Source organism: Metapseudomonas resinovorans (assembly GCF_002003485.1).
Taxonomy (GTDB): Bacteria; Pseudomonadota; Gammaproteobacteria; order Pseudomonadales; family Pseudomonadaceae; genus Metapseudomonas; species Metapseudomonas resinovorans_D.
This window is the reverse complement of sequence record NZ_BDMA01000035.1, coordinates 1-14,830: the sequence shown is the minus strand read 5'-3', so window position 1 is coordinate 14,830 and position 14,830 is coordinate 1. Positions and strand designations below refer to the sequence as shown.

Below are 14,830 nucleotides of genomic sequence, written 5' to 3'. Positions count from 1 at the left end.
AATTGTGGCGTGAAAAGCGGTGGTCGGAAAGGTCGGTGGGCGGGTGGATTTATGTTCGGGAGCATCCCTTGTAGGGGCGAATTCATTCGCCAAGCAGGCCGAAGGTCTGCCCAACATCGCCGAGGGGCAGCTGCGCCGCCCTTGGCGAATGAATTCGCCCCTACAGGAGTACCCCCGCCGTCAGGACCTCAATTGATCGGCGTGGCCGTCAGGTTGGCGCTGATGTCGGCGTTCTGAACCTTGATGCCATACATGGAGGTGACGGCGCCGCCGGTTGGGTGGACGTGCTGCAGGCGGTCGACGTTGATTTCCTTGAAGTGGATGCGGCCGTTCACCGCGAAGCCCAGCGGGTCCGGGCTGACCGGGCTGCAGGTGCCGCCGTTCTTGGTGCAGACCTTGGTGGGCGCCACGTCCAGGTTGAGGTCGGCGTTGAAACCGTAGGTGTTGGTATTGGGATCACTGGGGTTGCCGTCGGAAGTGGAGAAGTTATCCACAACCAGCTGGCTGCCGGTGCCGGCGGTGCCGTTGACGCGGTTGGTTTCCCAGACGATCTGGTTGCGCTTCTCGTCGGTGGCCACACCGTTGGTGGTGCTTTCGATGGCGGTATCGCGGACGAAGACATTCTTCAACTTCACCGACACCCCTTCATTGCCGCGATCTTCCCAGCGTCCGCCGCTGGCCGAGCAGGCGCCAGCCGAGGTGCCGCTGCCACCCACACAGAGTGCGCCGGCACCGCCGGAACTTAGCGCCAGGGTGGAGCCCTGCTCGAAGCGTTTCAGCACCAGTCGGCCGAGGCTGGTGCCGGTGGCGCGATCGCCCCAGCGCAGGTCGCTGACTTCCAGCTTCGACCAGTAGGTGCCCTTGCGCAGCTCCACACCGTTGTTGCTTACGTCCACCGAGCCATCACGGAAGTGTATGTCGTAGGTCGTGCCCGCCAGCCACAGGCCCTTGCCGGTCTCGTCGACCGAGATCGCGGCGCGGGCATCGCTGAAGACGAAGTCGGCGTTGTAGCGCACACCGTCGCCGCTGCTGCCACCTGGCAACAGGGTGATCTGACCGTTCAGGGTGAAGTCGTAGGCCGGGAAGATTTCCATCAGCACCAGCAGTTCGGTACCGCCCTGCAGCGGCGCGTTGGGCGAGCCCACGCGCAGGCCGTCGAAGCTGTAGCCACCCTTGATGTTGGAAAGCCCAAGGCGCAAGCCGTCGAAATGGCCGTTGTAGTTGCCCTTGCCCATGTCGCTCTGGGTGCCGGCGTAGCAACCGGTGCTGGCCCCGCCGGCGCAGCTCCTGGTCAGGTCCAGGGTGATCTGGCCGGTGCCGTTGGTGCGCAGGCCGCTGAACCACATGCTGTTGCCGTTATCGGTGAGGGAAACCGAGCTGTTGGCCATGTTCCAGCTGACGTCGGCAGTCAGGCCCTTGGCCCCGGAGTTGGGATCGCCACCCGGGCGCAGTTTGAGCCAGTTCTGCTTGGCGCCGTCGTCGGCGAAGTTGAGGTCGATGGCCAGGCTGCCGAGCTTCTGGTTGGTCGGGTTGCCGATGATCAGACCACCCAGCGTGGCGTTGAGCTTGAGGTCCTGGAACGCCACCTGTGCATAACTGCCGGCCACGTCCTGAGCCAGGTCGAGAGTCAGGCCCCCCAGGCTGCGCAGGGTGCCGGAGAAGTTCTCGGCGCGCAGGATGCCTTCGTCCTGGTACTGGAACAGGCTGTTGCCGATATTCAGGTCCGGGCGGATGCGGATGCCTTCGCCGCTGGCACCGCCACTGGCGACGCTGAGGCTGCCACCCAGGCGCAGGTCCATGTTCAGCTTGCCGAAGCTGCGGCTGGCGTTGGGGTCACGCAGGTCCGGCGCCCCGGGCGTCACGGGCGAGCCGGTGGGATCGCTGTGGGCGAGGTCGAGGCTGATGCCGCCAATGGTGCCGATGAAGCGCGCGTCACCGAGGTTGAGTTTGACCTCCTGACCACTACCGCCGCTGACGACGTCCAGGTAGGCGTTGTTCAGATAGGTGTCGAAGGACAGGCCTTTGACGATGAGGTCGAAGCCGTTGTCGCGGTAATAGAAGGTCACATCGGTGAGGGACAGCCGGCTGTCGTCCACCGCAATCCCGCTGACTCCGCTGGCGCCGCCGCCCTTGAGCTTCAAGGTGGCGCCGAGGGTGTAGAAGGCGCGGAACGAGCCAAAGCTCTTGCTGCTGCCATCCATCTCGATGTTATTCACCGCCAGCACCTGGGGGGTGGAACTGTGCTGGACCTGCAACTGGCCGCCCTGCACGTCGATGGTGGACTGGGAGGTGCTGGTGGTGCCGCTGGCGGCGCGATTGCTCACATCCCGCAGGTTCAGGCTGCGGCCATCCTGGGTATAGCTGACGTTGCTGGCCGACCAGCCCTGGCTGGAGGTTTCCAGGCTGATGCCGCCCTGGCCGCTCACCGAGGCCATGGTGGAGTCATCCAGCGCTTCCATGGCCTGGGCCTGGGAGGCGAGGAGCATGCTGAGCAGCAAGGGGGCTGGGCGCATGGTCGGTTCCTCAGTTCTTCGGGAAGATCAGCACGCTGCCCTGCATGCGGATGGTGCCGTCGATCTTCGCCGAGAAAATGTTGGTCTGCTGGTAGCTGGGATTGCCGCCGTTGGCGACGGTGCCGGACTTGTTCTGCCAGCCGCCCTGGTTGGCCACGCCGAAGGCGAAGCTGCCGTTCTTGAAGCGCACCTCGTTGGGCAGGCCGATGGCCAGGACGTCCTGGTTGAAGGCCGCACCGTCGCCAGCAAAACCGCTGTTGATCAGCCGGGTGTTCAGGGTCAGGCCCTCGAAGCTGAAGATGCCCTTGAGGTTGTCCAGCACGTACCAGCCGCCATTGGCCTCGGAACGAATGGCAATGCGCAAGCCACAGCTTTCAGAGGTGGCGGCACCGGCGATGGCGCAGCTGCGCTCGTTGGCTTTCCAGGTGGTGGGGTTGTTGGACACCGGGGTGTTCCACAGCACGCCGCCGTTCTTGTTGATGCTGAACTCGCCAGAGAGGTACACCCCGCCCTGCCCGCTCATCTGGCTCAGGTCGGCGTCGTCCAGCGCCTGCAACTCGGCACGGGCCAGCGCAGGCAGCAGCAGTAACGCAGCAAGGTAGAGCGCCTTAGAGATCATGGCTGGTCACCTTCAGGTAGTTGATGCTGAGGCCCTGGAGTGCGTTGTAGCCGAAGTTGTAGCCGCCACTGCTGAAGCTGCCGCTGCCGGCCTGGAGGCTGTTGATGACGATGTTGGTGCGCGGCGCGTTGGCGTAGAAGTCGGCGGCCAGCGCGTCCTTTTGCGCCTGGGTGGCGCCGGACGCTGTGGGGTTGGGCAGTTCGAGCACGAACTGGCCGTTGCTGCTCACGTCGAACAACAGCGGCTGGGTCTTGCCGTAACCGAGGGAGATGTTGGCGTAGGCGTTGTTGAGGAAAATGGTGCGGTCGCGCTGCTCGGTGGCGGTGGTGCAGCCCGTGGTGCCGGCAGCACAGCTCATGATCTGCAGGCTCTTGGTGAAGAGGTTGATACGCGCCTCGCCCACCATCTGACTGCGGCCACTGTCGCCCCACAGGCGCAGGTAGGAGCCGTCCATCGCCAGTTCGGCGAAGTCCAGGTTGAGGATATCGGTGCGTCCGGCGGCGACCTGGAAGTCGAAGCGAATCCCCAGGTCCACCTTTTCACTGGCGCGGCTGGAGCAGTTGTTGCCGGCTGCGGCCAGACCCGCAATGCAGGGTTGCCCGGCAGCGCCAGTCAGACGTTCAGGGAACATGAATTCGAGGACAGTGACGTTGCTCGGCGTGGTCTGTACCCACTGCCCGTCGTCGCGCAGGGTGCGCATGTCTTCGCCCTTGGCCAGGTTGAGGGCGAACGGGTGGTCGAGCCGGCCGATGGTCACGGGGTTGAGGTTCGCGCCTTTGTTGCTGCCGGCGGCGCCGAGGTAGAACTCCTTCACCGCGATCGGGACGTTCTGCTTGGCGGCATTGGTGATGTCGTTGATGGTGATGGTGGCGTTGTTGGCGTCCAGCAGGACCTGGTCCAGCACGAAGCCGATCCCGGCACCGTCCACATTGGAAAGCTCCGCGTCGTCCAGCGCCTTGAGTTCAGCCTGTGCTGTGGCGGCGGCCAGCGACAGCAGGATCACAAAAGCTCTGTTCATGCTCAGCACCCCGCGGTGGCTGTGCCCAGGCAGGTGTCCTGGCGCGGGATGCCATTGAACGCCTGCTCGAAGTCGATGTTGATCGGCGACACCAGGTTGCCGTTGGCATCTCGGTACTTGGGCATGTTCATGAAGGCGCCCTTGAGGGCGGTCATGAAGGCGTTCTGGTCCATGTCCTTCCACGCCAGGTCCTGGGTCTGGAAGGAGATGAAGAAGCCCTTCGCGGCGCCATCCATGGTGTTCATGTTGCTGATGTTGCCCACTGGCAGTGACTTGAAGTCGCTCAGCGGGAAGCAGGTGGACAGAGAGAGGATGCCGCAGCCGCTGGACTTGAACAGGCCCAGCAGGGCATCGGAGAGGCCGCCGAGGTTGCAGCCACTGACGCAGCTCAACGCCGCGCCGTTTGGCATGCCGGCCAGGCCGCCGCGCACCGGGTCGACATCACCGCCGGAGTTCACCAGCGTCGCGTCCCCCTGTAGCTTTGTGCTGCCGGTGATGCCCGCCAGTCCCAGCAGGAAACGGTCCCAACCCGAAGCCTTGTCAATGATGGGTTGGGCGGTGCCGGTGATGTGTACCGGAATGTTCCCGGTCAGGCTCTGGATATCCCCGGACAACACACCCTTGGCCTCGCCGAAGCCGATGCGCACGCCCACCACCTTGTTGCCGGAATAGGCCAGCTCGACGAAGGGATCGGCGATGCGGAAGGGGTTCACCGAACCGTCGGCATTCACGGTGCCGAGGGCGAAGTTGTTGATGAGGATGTCGGACGAACCGGCGACTTCCCCCGCCCTCGTTGCAGCGTCGTCGTACTGGCCGAGTTGGAGCTTCTTCATGTTCAGCTGGGTATCGACGTTCACCCCGAAGTTGACGCGGGTGTAGTTGATCCCGGCGTTGGCGTCGGTGGTCAGGTTGATGAACGCCTGGCCGGTGATGTTCGACAGTTCGTTGTCGGCCAGCTCTTCCATGCGCGCCTGGGCGATGGACGTGGAGAACAGCCCGGCAAGAAGAACGGCCTTCAGCGACCAGGCGGGCAGCGGATTCGAACGCATGGCGACATCCCTGATTGTTCTTGTATGGGCAAGCGACGAAGACTCGTCCCCTTTTTAGCCACTATAGGGAGGCCGGCTGGGAAGCGTCCCGACCCATAGTCGAGTTGAGGGTGCTTGTCAGGAAGCTGGCGACGGATAGCTGTTACCCATCGCAACAGCGGGGTAACGCCGAGGTCAGCCCTGGCGGAACAGGCCGATCAGGTGGTCGGCGATGGCGCCCTTGATGTTCGATACCTCCAGCCGGGAGTTGCGCCCCAGGCGGCTCGTATCGATGCGATGCAGGTGCAACGAAGGCATACGTGCCTCGTACTCGCGCAGGTCGCCCTTGACCAGCACCGGCAGGAACTGCACGCCACGGGACTGGTAGCGCTGGATCAGGAATCTGAGGCCGTCCTGGAAGGGTAGTTCGTGGGAAGCGCTGAGGCGGTGCTCGCCGGGGATCTTCAGGTAGAGGCCGGTCGAGCCCAGCACTTCACCAGGAAGGACATGGATTCCGGTAGGCAGGACGGCGTCAGCGGGAACGTCATGGAAGGTGTCGTGCCAGGCCATCTCATCGGGAAGGATGGTGATGCTGCCGTGCTCCTCTTCCGGCACCACGAAGCTGTAGCGGCTGTAGAGCTTTTCCACGTAGGCGGAATAGACGCACAGGCGGTTTTCGAAGTGCAGGAGGAAGTCGATGGCCTCTTGCCGGTTGGTGATGGCGTCGAGGTCCCAGTCCAGGTCGGTCTGGCGTTCCAGCTCGGCCCAGCGGGCGTCGGCGAGAAGTGCGGATTCGGGGCTCATGGTTTCTGCGGCATTACAGCGGACGCTTCCCTAACGCAGAAAACATGCCAGCGAATTCAATCACTTGCACGGGGGTTTCCGGCTGTTTTCTGCCCGCTGATAGCACGATGCCAGTCGTAAACTGCCAAAAAACGTCAGTCCGCGACGGGTGTCGCTCCTCTGATCGGTTGAAGCTCAATCGCTGCCGGCAACCTGAAGTACAATCGCCTCTTTTTTCAGCGAACCCCGGCCAATCGATGATCGATCCCAAGCGCGTACTGCGCGCCCTAGCCGAACACTGGACGTTGCTCGAGCCGCTCTGCGAGCGCTTCGATGCCGGCACCCTGAGCCTTGTGGAACTGCGCGTGCAGCTCGCCGGCCAGTTGCCGGAGGGCACGCCCACCGACGTGACCGCCCTGCTCGATCTCTGGGTGCGCCTGGACATCCTGGTTCCCGTGGCCAAGAGCCCGAACCGCTTCGAGCTGAACGCGCAGATCCACGACTTCCTCGCCTACCTGCGGCGCGAACACCGCCTCGGCCTGTGCCTGGAGATCGAAGCCTACCTGCGCCACCTGGAACGCCTCGCCGGCTATATCCAGGAAGCCTTCGAAATCCGTGACGGCAACGATCTGGCGCGCCAGCTGCGTCTGCTCGACATGCGCGTTCGCGATGTCCTGAAGAAACTCGACAACGACGAGCAGGCCCTGATGGCCGTGGCCGACCGTGCCAAGACCAGCGACCGGCAGATCCCCCTGCGTCAGCGCTACGCCGAAGTACTCGCCACCTGGGACGAGTACGTCGAGCCGATGATCCAGTTGGTGGCCGCCGACGGTGCCTTCGAGCAAGGCGTGCGGCGCGTGGAGCAGGTGCTGCTGCGTCTCCTGGGCGAGCAGCAACGCCTCGGCCAGTTGGTGGACGACGACCTGCTGCTGCGCACCCATGCGCGCATCCTTGAAATGCAGACCAGCGCTCAGCTCACCTTGCGCAAGGCCCGTGAACTGCTGCTGCCACTGCGCGAAGAAGCGCGCCGGCACAACGCCGTGACCCGTGGCGCCGCGCTGGCACTGTCAGTGATCCGCAAGAAGGGCCTGGATGCCGTGCCCCAGGCAGCGATGCCGCTGTTCACCCGTCCGCAGACCACCTTCCTCGGCAGTGGCTCGCAGGTGGAGGCCTACGTGTACGCCCTGGCGCGCTTCCAGCCGAAACCGGCGCACTTCCCGAAGTCTGGCGGCACACGCAAGACCGCTGCGCCGCGCTCGCCGAAGACCGCGCGGGAAATGCTCGACCGTTGCGAGCAGGCCCTGCCGCTACCGGACCTGATGGTCTGGCTGCTGGAACAGGAGCCCGAAGGTGCCACCGACGAACTCCTCTACTGGTTCTCGCGCCTGTCCCGCGATGCGCGCTTCTCGCGTGATCGCCTGGAGCGCCGTGACTACCTGACCGCCGAGCACCAGGTCAGCCTGAGCTCCTACGCCCTGATCAAGAGCCAACCCGCCGCGGCCGAGAAGACTTCCTGATGAATATCGACCTGAAAGAAATGACCCAGCTCGCGCCCATCTTCCGCGAGCTGTTCAAGGGCTATCACCTCTCCCGCAGCGAGCCGGAGTGCTACGCCCAGCTGTCCACCATGCAGGACCAGTACCGCGCGCTGTTCAAGGGCCTTGGTTTCGAGCTGGTCTGCGACCCGCGTGGTTTCTACTACTTCGTGCCCGAGCAGATGGGCGCCCAGGTGAACAAGACCGCCCAGCGTCTGGCGCTGTTCACCTTCATCCTGGTGGAGCATCTGGCTGACCAGGGTCGCGACCCCCTTTCCGTGCTCGACGGCGGCAGCATTGGCCGTGACGAACTACCGTCCCTGCTGGAGAAGTACCGCGACCTGTTCATGCAGGCCGAAGTGACCACCCATGAAGAGCTCGAAGAGAAGGTGATCCGCCGCCTCACCCAGCTGGGCTTCGCCGAGGACAGCAACGGCGTGTACCGCTTCCTGCCGCCGATGCACCGTTTCCTCGATGTGTGCCTGGCGGTGCAGCACGACCGCGACCTGGCCGCCACCCTGCACAGCACTGACCTGGAGCTGCACGCTCCGGTGCTGATGGATGACGACAGCGGCGACGCCATCATCCCCATCGACGAGCCCGAGGCTGTCGATGCGCCCGCCGAGTCCGAAGAAGACGCCCTGGCCCGCGCCATGGCTGAAGAACGCGCCGCCCAGGAGGAAGACGCATGAGCCAGGAACGCTACGGCATCCGCCGCTTCGCCCTGCTGAACACCGCCGGATATAGCCTGGGCCTGTTCCCGCTGGAGACCCCGCTGTCGATCTACGGCGCCAACAACCTGGGCAAGTCCGCGTCGATCAACGCACTGCAGTTCCCGATCCTGGCACGCATGTCGGACATGAGTTTCGGCAAGTACAGCCTGGAGCAGTCGCGCAAGTTCTACTTCGCCACCGATACCAGCTACATCCTGGTGGAAGTCTCCCTGCCCCACGGCCCGCACGTCATCGGTGTTGCCGGTCGCGGCCCGGGCGGCGGCTTCGGCCACCAGTTCTTCGCCTATCGCGGTGAGCTGAACCTGGAGCACTATCAGCGCGACGGCACCTGCCTGCGCCAGCGCGAGCTGTTCAACAGCCTGGAGCGCGAAGGCATCAAGGCCTACGAGCTCAAGCCCGATGAACTGCGCCGACTGCTGGTGGGTGGTCACACCTCCATCCCGCTGGACCTGACGCTGATCCCGCTGCGCTCCACCAGCGAGCAGAGCCTGAAGACCTTCCGCTCGCTGTTCATCAACCTGCTGCACATGCGCGAGATCACCGCGGCCAAGCTCAAGCAGCTGTTCCTCGATGCCTTCGAGCACAGCCTGCGCTCGGGCAGCGTGGACTACATCGCCGCCTGCGAAGAAGCCTTCCGCGACGTGCGCCGCATGGAGCAGGACTACCAGGCGCTGGTTTCCGCCGGCCCGTTGGTGGAGGCCCTGGCCAACGGCGTGTCGCAGCGCGAAACCCTGCGCGGCAAGCTGCATCGCATCTCGCCGTTGCTGGATTCGCTGCTGGGTACCTGGCAGGACTATTCCGGCGCCCGTCGCGAAGAACTGGTGATCCAGGCCGAGCACTACCGTGGCGAACAGGACGGCCTGCAGAACGAGCAGCGTGGCGGCACCCAGGAAATGATGCGCCTGGAACGTGCCATCACCGAGAACCAGCGCTGGCTGGGTGAGCTGGCGGTACTGAAGAACCGCTTCGCCCTGGTGGAAAATGCCAAGGTGCTGGAGCAGCAGCTGCTCGCCGCCAAGGATGCCCACGACGAACTGGCCGGCGCCCTCGCGCAGTCCCGCCAGTTCTCCGCGGAAGACCTGGACGAGCGCCTGCGTGATCTGGAGAAGCGCCTGAAGGCGGTCAAGCAGCAGCTCGACCATGCCGACAACAACAGCTACTCCCGTCTGCGCGAAGAGTTCTCCCAAGCCGACGTGGACCGCCTGATGCGCCTGTTCAATGGCCAGCTGTTCAGCCTGCCGCTGGGCGAGAAAGGTATCCAGCTGGACGACGGCGAAGCCTGGGTGAAAACCCTGGAAACCGTGCTTGATCAGTTCAAGGGCAGCCAGTTCGAAGTGCCGGGCCTGTCCATCGACCTGTCCCACATCGAGCCGCCGGCGCTGCAGGCGCTGGCCGACCGCGCCGCCCTGCGCGACCAGAAGGACCGCCTGGAGCGCGAGCTGAAGCAGCTCAAGACCCAGCAGTCCGTGGCCGCCGACCGCGCCGCGAGCAAGGCCCAGGCCGAGAAGCTGTACCAGGACGTGCTCGACGCCCAGAAAGCCCTGGAAGACTTCCGCAAGAGCCAGACCCTGGCGGCCGAAGAGCCCGCCAAACTGGAAGAACTGGCGCAGCTGGAAGCCACCCAGGACGAACTAAAACGCTCCGCCGATGCCTTCACCGAACGCGTCCAGCAACTCTCCGCCAAGCTCCAGCTGGTGGGTCGTCAACTCGCCGACCTGGAAGCCAAGGAACGTACCCTGGAAGACGCCCTGCGCCGTCGCCAGCTGCTGCCCGCCGACCTGCCCTTCGGCAAGCCGTTCATGGACCCGGTGGACGACAGCCTGGACAACCTGCTGCCGCTGCTCAATGACTACCAGGACACCTGGCAGGCACTGCAGCGCATCGACGGTCAGATCGAGGCGCTCTACGCTCAGGTACGCCTGAAGGGCGTGGCCAAGTTCGACAGCGAGGACGACGCCGAGCGTCGCCTGCAACTGCTGATCAACGCCTACGCGCACCGCCAGGACGAGGCACTGACCCTGGCCAAGGCACGTCGCGCGGCGGTCACCGACATCGCCCGTACGCTGCGCAATATCCGCAGCGACTACGACAACCTCGAGCATCAACTGGCCCTGTTCAACCGCGAAATCAACAAGCGCCAGGTATCCAACCTAGCGAGCTTCCGGATCGTCCTCGCGCCGAACAAGGAAGCCCTGCGCCACATCGACCAGATCATCCACAGCGCCGGCCAGTACGAGGAAGGCGAAACCCTTTCGGTGTTCGACCTGACCAACTCCAGCGACCAGGACGCGAAGAACGAGGAAGCCAAGGAGTACCTGGCACGCCTGGTGGCCGCCAACGGCAACCAGCTGGGTCTGAAGGACCTGTTCGAACTGGCCTTCGAGATCACCAAGGTGCACGGCCAGCCGGTCATCCATACGGACATCGATGGTGCCGCCTCCAACGGCACCACCATGACCATCAAGGCGCTGACCAACATGTACCTGCTGCTGCACCTGATGGATCGCGAGCAGGCCGGTCGCATCCGCCTTCCCTACTACCTCGACGAGGCGGCGGACATCGACGAGCGCAACCAGCAGGCGCTGATCGAGACCAGCCAGCAGTTGGGCTTCACGCCCATTCTCGCGTCGGTGAAGCCGCAGGTGTCGGCCAACGTCGCCATCGACCTCGAGGGCGGCAGCGGTCCGAACGGCATCTACATCGACGAGGCGGACTGGAAGTTCATCAAGCGTCGTGAGATGGCCAAGGCCACCCAGGACGCGACGGACGAGGCGGCAGAACCCGCCTGATACCTTCCCCGAGATAGCAAAAGGGCCGCAATAGCGGCCCTTTTGTTTGTTGCGGGGTTTACCTGGCCAAGGGGATCTTCGGCGCCCAGGTCAGCCACTCGTCCTCGGCATCATCGTGCAGGGCGAATGTCTGGCCGTTGAGCGCGCGGTTACCCATCTGCCCTTCGTTCGGTGTGGCGAAGGAAATCCCCCCTTCCACCATCGACTCCAGGGACTCGGTCCGCACCTTCACGCCATTGAACAGACTGGCATCCACCCCTACACCACTGGTGTGCCAGAAGCGGCTGCCACTGTGCACCAGGGGCGCATAGCGCGGCTCGATGAGCACCTGGATGAAGACACGGTCGGCAGTCTTGCCCAGTTCATAGGTGAGCACCTTGCCCACGGGGACTTCGCGGTAGCTGACGATCACACCCGGCTTGATCGAGCCGCGACGCGGCGCGCTAAGGGTGATGCGAAGGCCCTCCTGGCGCGCGATCGGGTCAGGCGATTCGGCAAGTGCGGTGAAGCGCGTCTGTGGGGCACCTGGCTTGCCCACAGGCAGGACTTCCAGGTACTGGCCGCTGACCAGGGTATCCAGGTTGGCAGTACGCAGCAGACCAAGCTCCGGTCGCACCACCCAGAACTGAGTGCCGGCACGCGCGATGCGATCCGCCGCCTGGGTCAGGCGCGCCTTGACCGTGACGCCGGAAAGGTCGCTGTTCAGGGTTACGGTTTCCACTTCGCCGACATCGATGCCCTTGAAGCGGATCGGTGTGCCTGCCTTGATGCCCTCCGCCTGCGGAATGACGATGTCGACCAGGGTACCCTTGACCACGGCCTGGGCCTCATCGTCGTACAGGGTGAAGCGGCGTGGCCGGGTAACCGGCTTGGCTTTCGGGTCCGGCGTGTCGAACGTGATACCGCCCGCCAGCAGGGTTTGCAGGGATTCGCTCTTCACCTCGACGCCGGACAGGCCGCCCTTGAGGGTAATGCCGCTGGAATTCCAGAAGCGGGTGGACTCGTTGACCAGCTTGGTGAACTCGGGCTCGATGTGGATGCCGATCACTACACGCTGCTGGTTACGCGAGAGCTGGTAGCTCTGCACACTGCCCACGCGCATCTGGCGGAACAGCACCGGGCTGCCGACTTCGAGGGAACCGAGACGCTCGCTGGTCAGCACCAGGTGCAGGCCGGGCGCATCGGTGTTCAGCGGCGGCGCCTTGGGACGCACCTTGAACTCACGGGTCGGCGTACCTTCCTTGGCGAAGCGCACGGCAATGTAGTTGCCCTTCACCAGGGCCTCGATGCCAGTGATGCCCGCTAGCGAGATCGAGGGTTTCACCGTCCAGAACTCGGTGCCCTCGACAAGGTAGTCTTCGGTGCGCGGTTCCATGGTCAGTTCTGCCGTGGCACCCGTGAAGTCCTTGTCCATATCGAGTTTCTTCAGGGTGCCGACCTGGACGCCGTTGTACATCACCGGGGTGTTGCCCGGGCTGAGGCCGCTGACGTCGTCCATCCGCAGCAGTACTCGAAGGCCGGCCTCGGCGGATTCGAAGCCGTCATACAGGCGGAACGGGATGCTGGGGTCGGTGGGTGGACTGTCCTGGCGGTGCTCCGGCGTAGAGAAGGCGATGCCGCCAGCCATGATGCTGAGCACAGACTCGGTGCGAATCTTCACACCCGACAGGCCCGCGGTGACATTGAGTCCGCTGGCATTCCAGAAACGTGTGTGCTTGCGCACCAGATGCGCATAGGGCTGTTCGATGTGCACCTTGATCTCGACGGTGCGCTGGTCTTCGGCCAGTTGGTAGCTCTTCACCTGGCCAACCTGGATCTGCCGGTAGTAGACCGGGCTGCCCTGTTCGAGCGAACCGAGGCGCTCGGCCTTGAGAGTGAGGTGAAGGCCGGGTAGCGAATCGGACAAGGGTGGAGGCTCAGCCAGCGCGGTATAGCGCCGCGTGGGCTCCCCCTTCACCGGGTCGATGGCAATGTAGATGCCGGAGACCAGGGTCTCCAGGCCAGTGACGCCGGCGAGCGATACGCGCGGACGTACCAGCCAGAAACGGGTTTCCTTGCTGAGGTAGGGCTCGGCCTCCTTCATCACTTCGACAGTCGCAATCACGCCCTTGATGTCTTCGCTGACATGCAGGTCGACCACCTTGCCGACCTGGATGCCCTTGTACATCAGTTGGGTCTTGCCGACCTGGATGCCGTCACCGTTCTCAAAACGGATCTGGATCTCGATGCCTGCTTCGCTCATGGCCTTCCATGCCAGCCAGAGGCCAATGATCAGCGCCAACAGTGGGAGGATCCAGATGGCGGACCAACTCGTGGTTTTACGGGTTTTGGGCGTTGGCAACTCAGGCATTCTCGTCGTCCATATCGGTGTTGTCCCAGATCAGCCTGGGGTCGAAAGTCACTGCCGCGATCATGGTGATTACCACGACGCTGGAGAAGGCAGCCGCCCCCAGGTTGGCTTCGATGCTGGCCACGTTGCCGAAGTTCACCAATGCCACAAGGATGGCAATGACGAAGATATCCAGCATGGACCAGCGACCTATCCATTCGATGAAGCGGTACATCAGGATGCGTTGTCGCGGCGACATGGGTAGCCGTCGCTGTACTGAGTAAAGCAGCAGCGCGATGCCCACCAACTTGAATGTGGGCACGAGGATGCTGGCGACGAAGACGACCAAGGCAATGGGCACCATTTCGGCGTGAATCAGTTCGAGCACACCACCCATGATGGTCGACGGGGCACCGTTGCCGAAGAAGTTGATCGTCATGATCGGCAGCACGTTGGCAGGCACATAGAGAATGGCCGCGGTAATCAGCAGTGCCCAGGTGCGAGTCAGGCTATTGGGGCGACGGGGGTGTAGACGCGCACCGCAGCGGCTGCAGGCGCCATGGTCGTCATCAGACTCGGGACGGTTCAACTGGTGGCACTCGTCGCAGACGATGATGCCGGCATCAATGGCGCGCATGGGCGTCTCCTTCGGCATCCAGCGCATCCCACACCTGGTGGGGCGACATGGTCACCTCGAGCCACACCTGGGCCAGCAGCAGGGCGATGAAACAGGCAAGGCCGATGCCCAGATGTAGATCGGCAAGATCGATCAGTTTGACGATGGAAACCAAGATGCCCATGAGGTAGACCTCGAGCATCCCCCATTCCCGCAAGTGGTGGTACAGGCGATAGAGCAGCAGTCCTAGGCCGAGGGCGCGGCGGGTACTGATGCACATCAGCACAATCAACTGGCAGAGCAGTTTGACCAAGGGGATGACCATGCTGCACAGGAACACCAGCACCGCGACACCTTCCATACCAGTGTTGTAGAGGCCTAATACCCCCGTCCAAACCGTGTCATGACTGGTCTGCCCAAGCAGATTGAGCTTCATGATGGGGAGGAAGTTGGCTGGCACGAACAAGAGCAGTGCAGTCAACACCAGGGCCATGGCGCGGCGCTCCATCTTCGAGCGATGCACCACCAGTTCGTAGCCACAGCGCGGGCAGCAGGCCTTTTGCTCTTCGCCGAGGTGTGGGTGACGCATCAATAGATCGCACTCGTGGCATGCAATCAAGTCGTGCAAGGGAAGTTCGGAAAGCGGTCGTTGTTCCGCCAGGTCGGGCATGGTGGCAAGGCTCTTTGGGTATCGCGGCTATTCTAGACGAGCGGAGCAGCGGCGGTGACGATTCAAGAGTTTCCGGGCGCAACCGCCTTCGACGCTGGACCGCATGCTTTTCTCGCGCCCAAAGACAAACCCCCGACCTGCTTTCGCGGGTCGGGGGTTTGGGATAGAAGCTTGACGATGACCTACTCTCACATGG

11 protein-coding genes are annotated in these 14,830 nt (G+C 63.6%); 3 read left to right on the top strand and 8 right to left on the bottom strand.

The features are described from left to right. Positions 1 to 188: 188 nt before the first annotated feature. The 5 genes from MnOB_RS10945 to MnOB_RS10925 form a co-directional block, all read right to left on the bottom strand. Entirely contained in the window at positions 189 to 2,513 is a 2,325-nt protein-coding gene (locus MnOB_RS10945; RefSeq protein WP_077524256.1) for a DUF6160 family protein, read from the bottom strand. Positions 2,514 to 2,523: 10 nt separating this feature from the next. Beyond that, entirely contained in the window at positions 2,524 to 3,132 is a 609-nt protein-coding gene (locus MnOB_RS10940) for a DUF6160 family protein (RefSeq protein WP_077524255.1), read from the bottom strand. Beyond that, positions 3,122 to 4,150 carry a hypothetical protein gene (locus MnOB_RS10935; protein WP_077524254.1) on the bottom strand — a complete coding sequence of 343 codons (1,029 nt, stop codon included), beginning with the start codon at positions 4,148 to 4,150 and terminating at the stop codon, positions 3,122 to 3,124. Before MnOB_RS10935 ends, MnOB_RS10940 begins: the two co-directional genes overlap by 11 nt. Before the next feature lie 2 nt (positions 4,151 to 4,152). Next, positions 4,153 to 5,199: a DUF6160 family protein gene (locus tag MnOB_RS10930; protein WP_077524253.1), complete on the bottom strand. Its 1,047-nt coding sequence runs from the start codon at positions 5,197 to 5,199 to the stop codon at positions 4,153 to 4,155. A 174-nt stretch (positions 5,200 to 5,373) separates the two neighbouring features. Continuing rightward, positions 5,374 to 5,982, bottom strand: coding sequence for a hypothetical protein (locus MnOB_RS10925; protein WP_077524252.1), 609 nt, complete (start codon positions 5,980 to 5,982; stop codon positions 5,374 to 5,376). A gap of 236 nt (positions 5,983 to 6,218) precedes the next feature. Between MnOB_RS10925 and mksB the strand changes: the two genes are divergently transcribed. Genes mksB through mksF form a run of 3 tightly spaced genes read left to right on the top strand, consistent with a single transcriptional unit; the run spans position 6,219 to position 11,019 of the window. Beyond that, positions 6,219 to 7,478 (top strand): Mks condensin complex protein MksB, encoded by a 1,260-nt coding sequence (gene mksB, locus MnOB_RS10920; protein WP_077524251.1) that lies wholly within the window; start codon positions 6,219 to 6,221, stop codon positions 7,476 to 7,478. Next, on the top strand, positions 7,478 to 8,188 hold the full coding sequence (gene mksE, locus MnOB_RS10915; protein ID WP_077524250.1) for an Mks condensin complex protein MksE: 711 nt from the start codon (positions 7,478 to 7,480) through the stop codon (positions 8,186 to 8,188). The genes mksB and mksE overlap by 1 nt, the downstream gene beginning before the upstream one ends. After that, positions 8,185 to 11,019, top strand: a complete 2,835-nt coding sequence (mksF, locus tag MnOB_RS10910) for an Mks condensin complex protein MksF (RefSeq protein WP_077524249.1) — start codon at positions 8,185 to 8,187, stop codon at positions 11,017 to 11,019. The genes mksE and mksF overlap by 4 nt, the downstream gene beginning before the upstream one ends. Before the next feature lie 58 nt (positions 11,020 to 11,077). Here the strand turns inward: mksF and MnOB_RS10905 are convergent, their stop codons facing one another. The 3 genes from MnOB_RS10905 to MnOB_RS10895 are packed head-to-tail and all read right to left on the bottom strand — an operon-like array spanning position 11,078 to position 14,634. Then, positions 11,078 to 13,369, bottom strand: coding sequence for a PqiB family protein (locus MnOB_RS10905; RefSeq protein WP_077524248.1), 2,292 nt, complete (start codon positions 13,367 to 13,369; stop codon positions 11,078 to 11,080). Beyond that, positions 13,362 to 13,985, bottom strand: coding sequence for a paraquat-inducible protein A (locus MnOB_RS10900; RefSeq protein ID WP_077524247.1), 624 nt, complete (start codon positions 13,983 to 13,985; stop codon positions 13,362 to 13,364). The genes MnOB_RS10905 and MnOB_RS10900 overlap by 8 nt, the downstream gene beginning before the upstream one ends. After that, positions 13,972 to 14,634 (bottom strand): paraquat-inducible protein A, encoded by a 663-nt coding sequence (locus tag MnOB_RS10895; protein WP_077524246.1) that lies wholly within the window; start codon positions 14,632 to 14,634, stop codon positions 13,972 to 13,974. Before MnOB_RS10895 ends, MnOB_RS10900 begins: the two co-directional genes overlap by 14 nt. Positions 14,635 to 14,830: the final 196 nt, after the last annotated feature.

Bases quoted from the DNA above. Each gene is read 5' to 3' on its own strand.
- MnOB_RS10935 (WP_077524254.1), bottom strand. From the start codon at position 4,150: ATGAACAGAGCTTTTGTGATCCTGCTGTCGCTGGCCGCCGCCACAGCA.
- mksE (WP_077524250.1), top strand. From the start codon at position 7,478: ATGAATATCGACCTGAAAGAAATGACCCAGCTCGCGCCCATCTTCCGC.
- mksF (WP_077524249.1), top strand. From the start codon at position 8,185: ATGAGCCAGGAACGCTACGGCATCCGCCGCTTCGCCCTGCTGAACACC.
- MnOB_RS10940 (WP_077524255.1), bottom strand. From the start codon at position 3,132: ATGATCTCTAAGGCGCTCTACCTTGCTGCGTTACTGCTGCTGCCTGCG.
- mksB (WP_077524251.1), top strand. From the start codon at position 6,219: ATGATCGATCCCAAGCGCGTACTGCGCGCCCTAGCCGAACACTGGACG.
- MnOB_RS10945 (WP_077524256.1), bottom strand. From the start codon at position 2,513: ATGCGCCCAGCCCCCTTGCTGCTCAGCATGCTCCTCGCCTCCCAGGCC.
- MnOB_RS10925 (WP_077524252.1), bottom strand. From the start codon at position 5,982: ATGAGCCCCGAATCCGCACTTCTCGCCGACGCCCGCTGGGCCGAGCTG.
- MnOB_RS10905 (WP_077524248.1), bottom strand. From the start codon at position 13,369: ATGCCTGAGTTGCCAACGCCCAAAACCCGTAAAACCACGAGTTGGTCC.
- MnOB_RS10930 (WP_077524253.1), bottom strand. From the start codon at position 5,199: ATGCGTTCGAATCCGCTGCCCGCCTGGTCGCTGAAGGCCGTTCTTCTT.
- MnOB_RS10900 (WP_077524247.1), bottom strand. From the start codon at position 13,985: ATGCGCGCCATTGATGCCGGCATCATCGTCTGCGACGAGTGCCACCAG.
- MnOB_RS10895 (WP_077524246.1), bottom strand. From the start codon at position 14,634: ATGCCCGACCTGGCGGAACAACGACCGCTTTCCGAACTTCCCTTGCAC.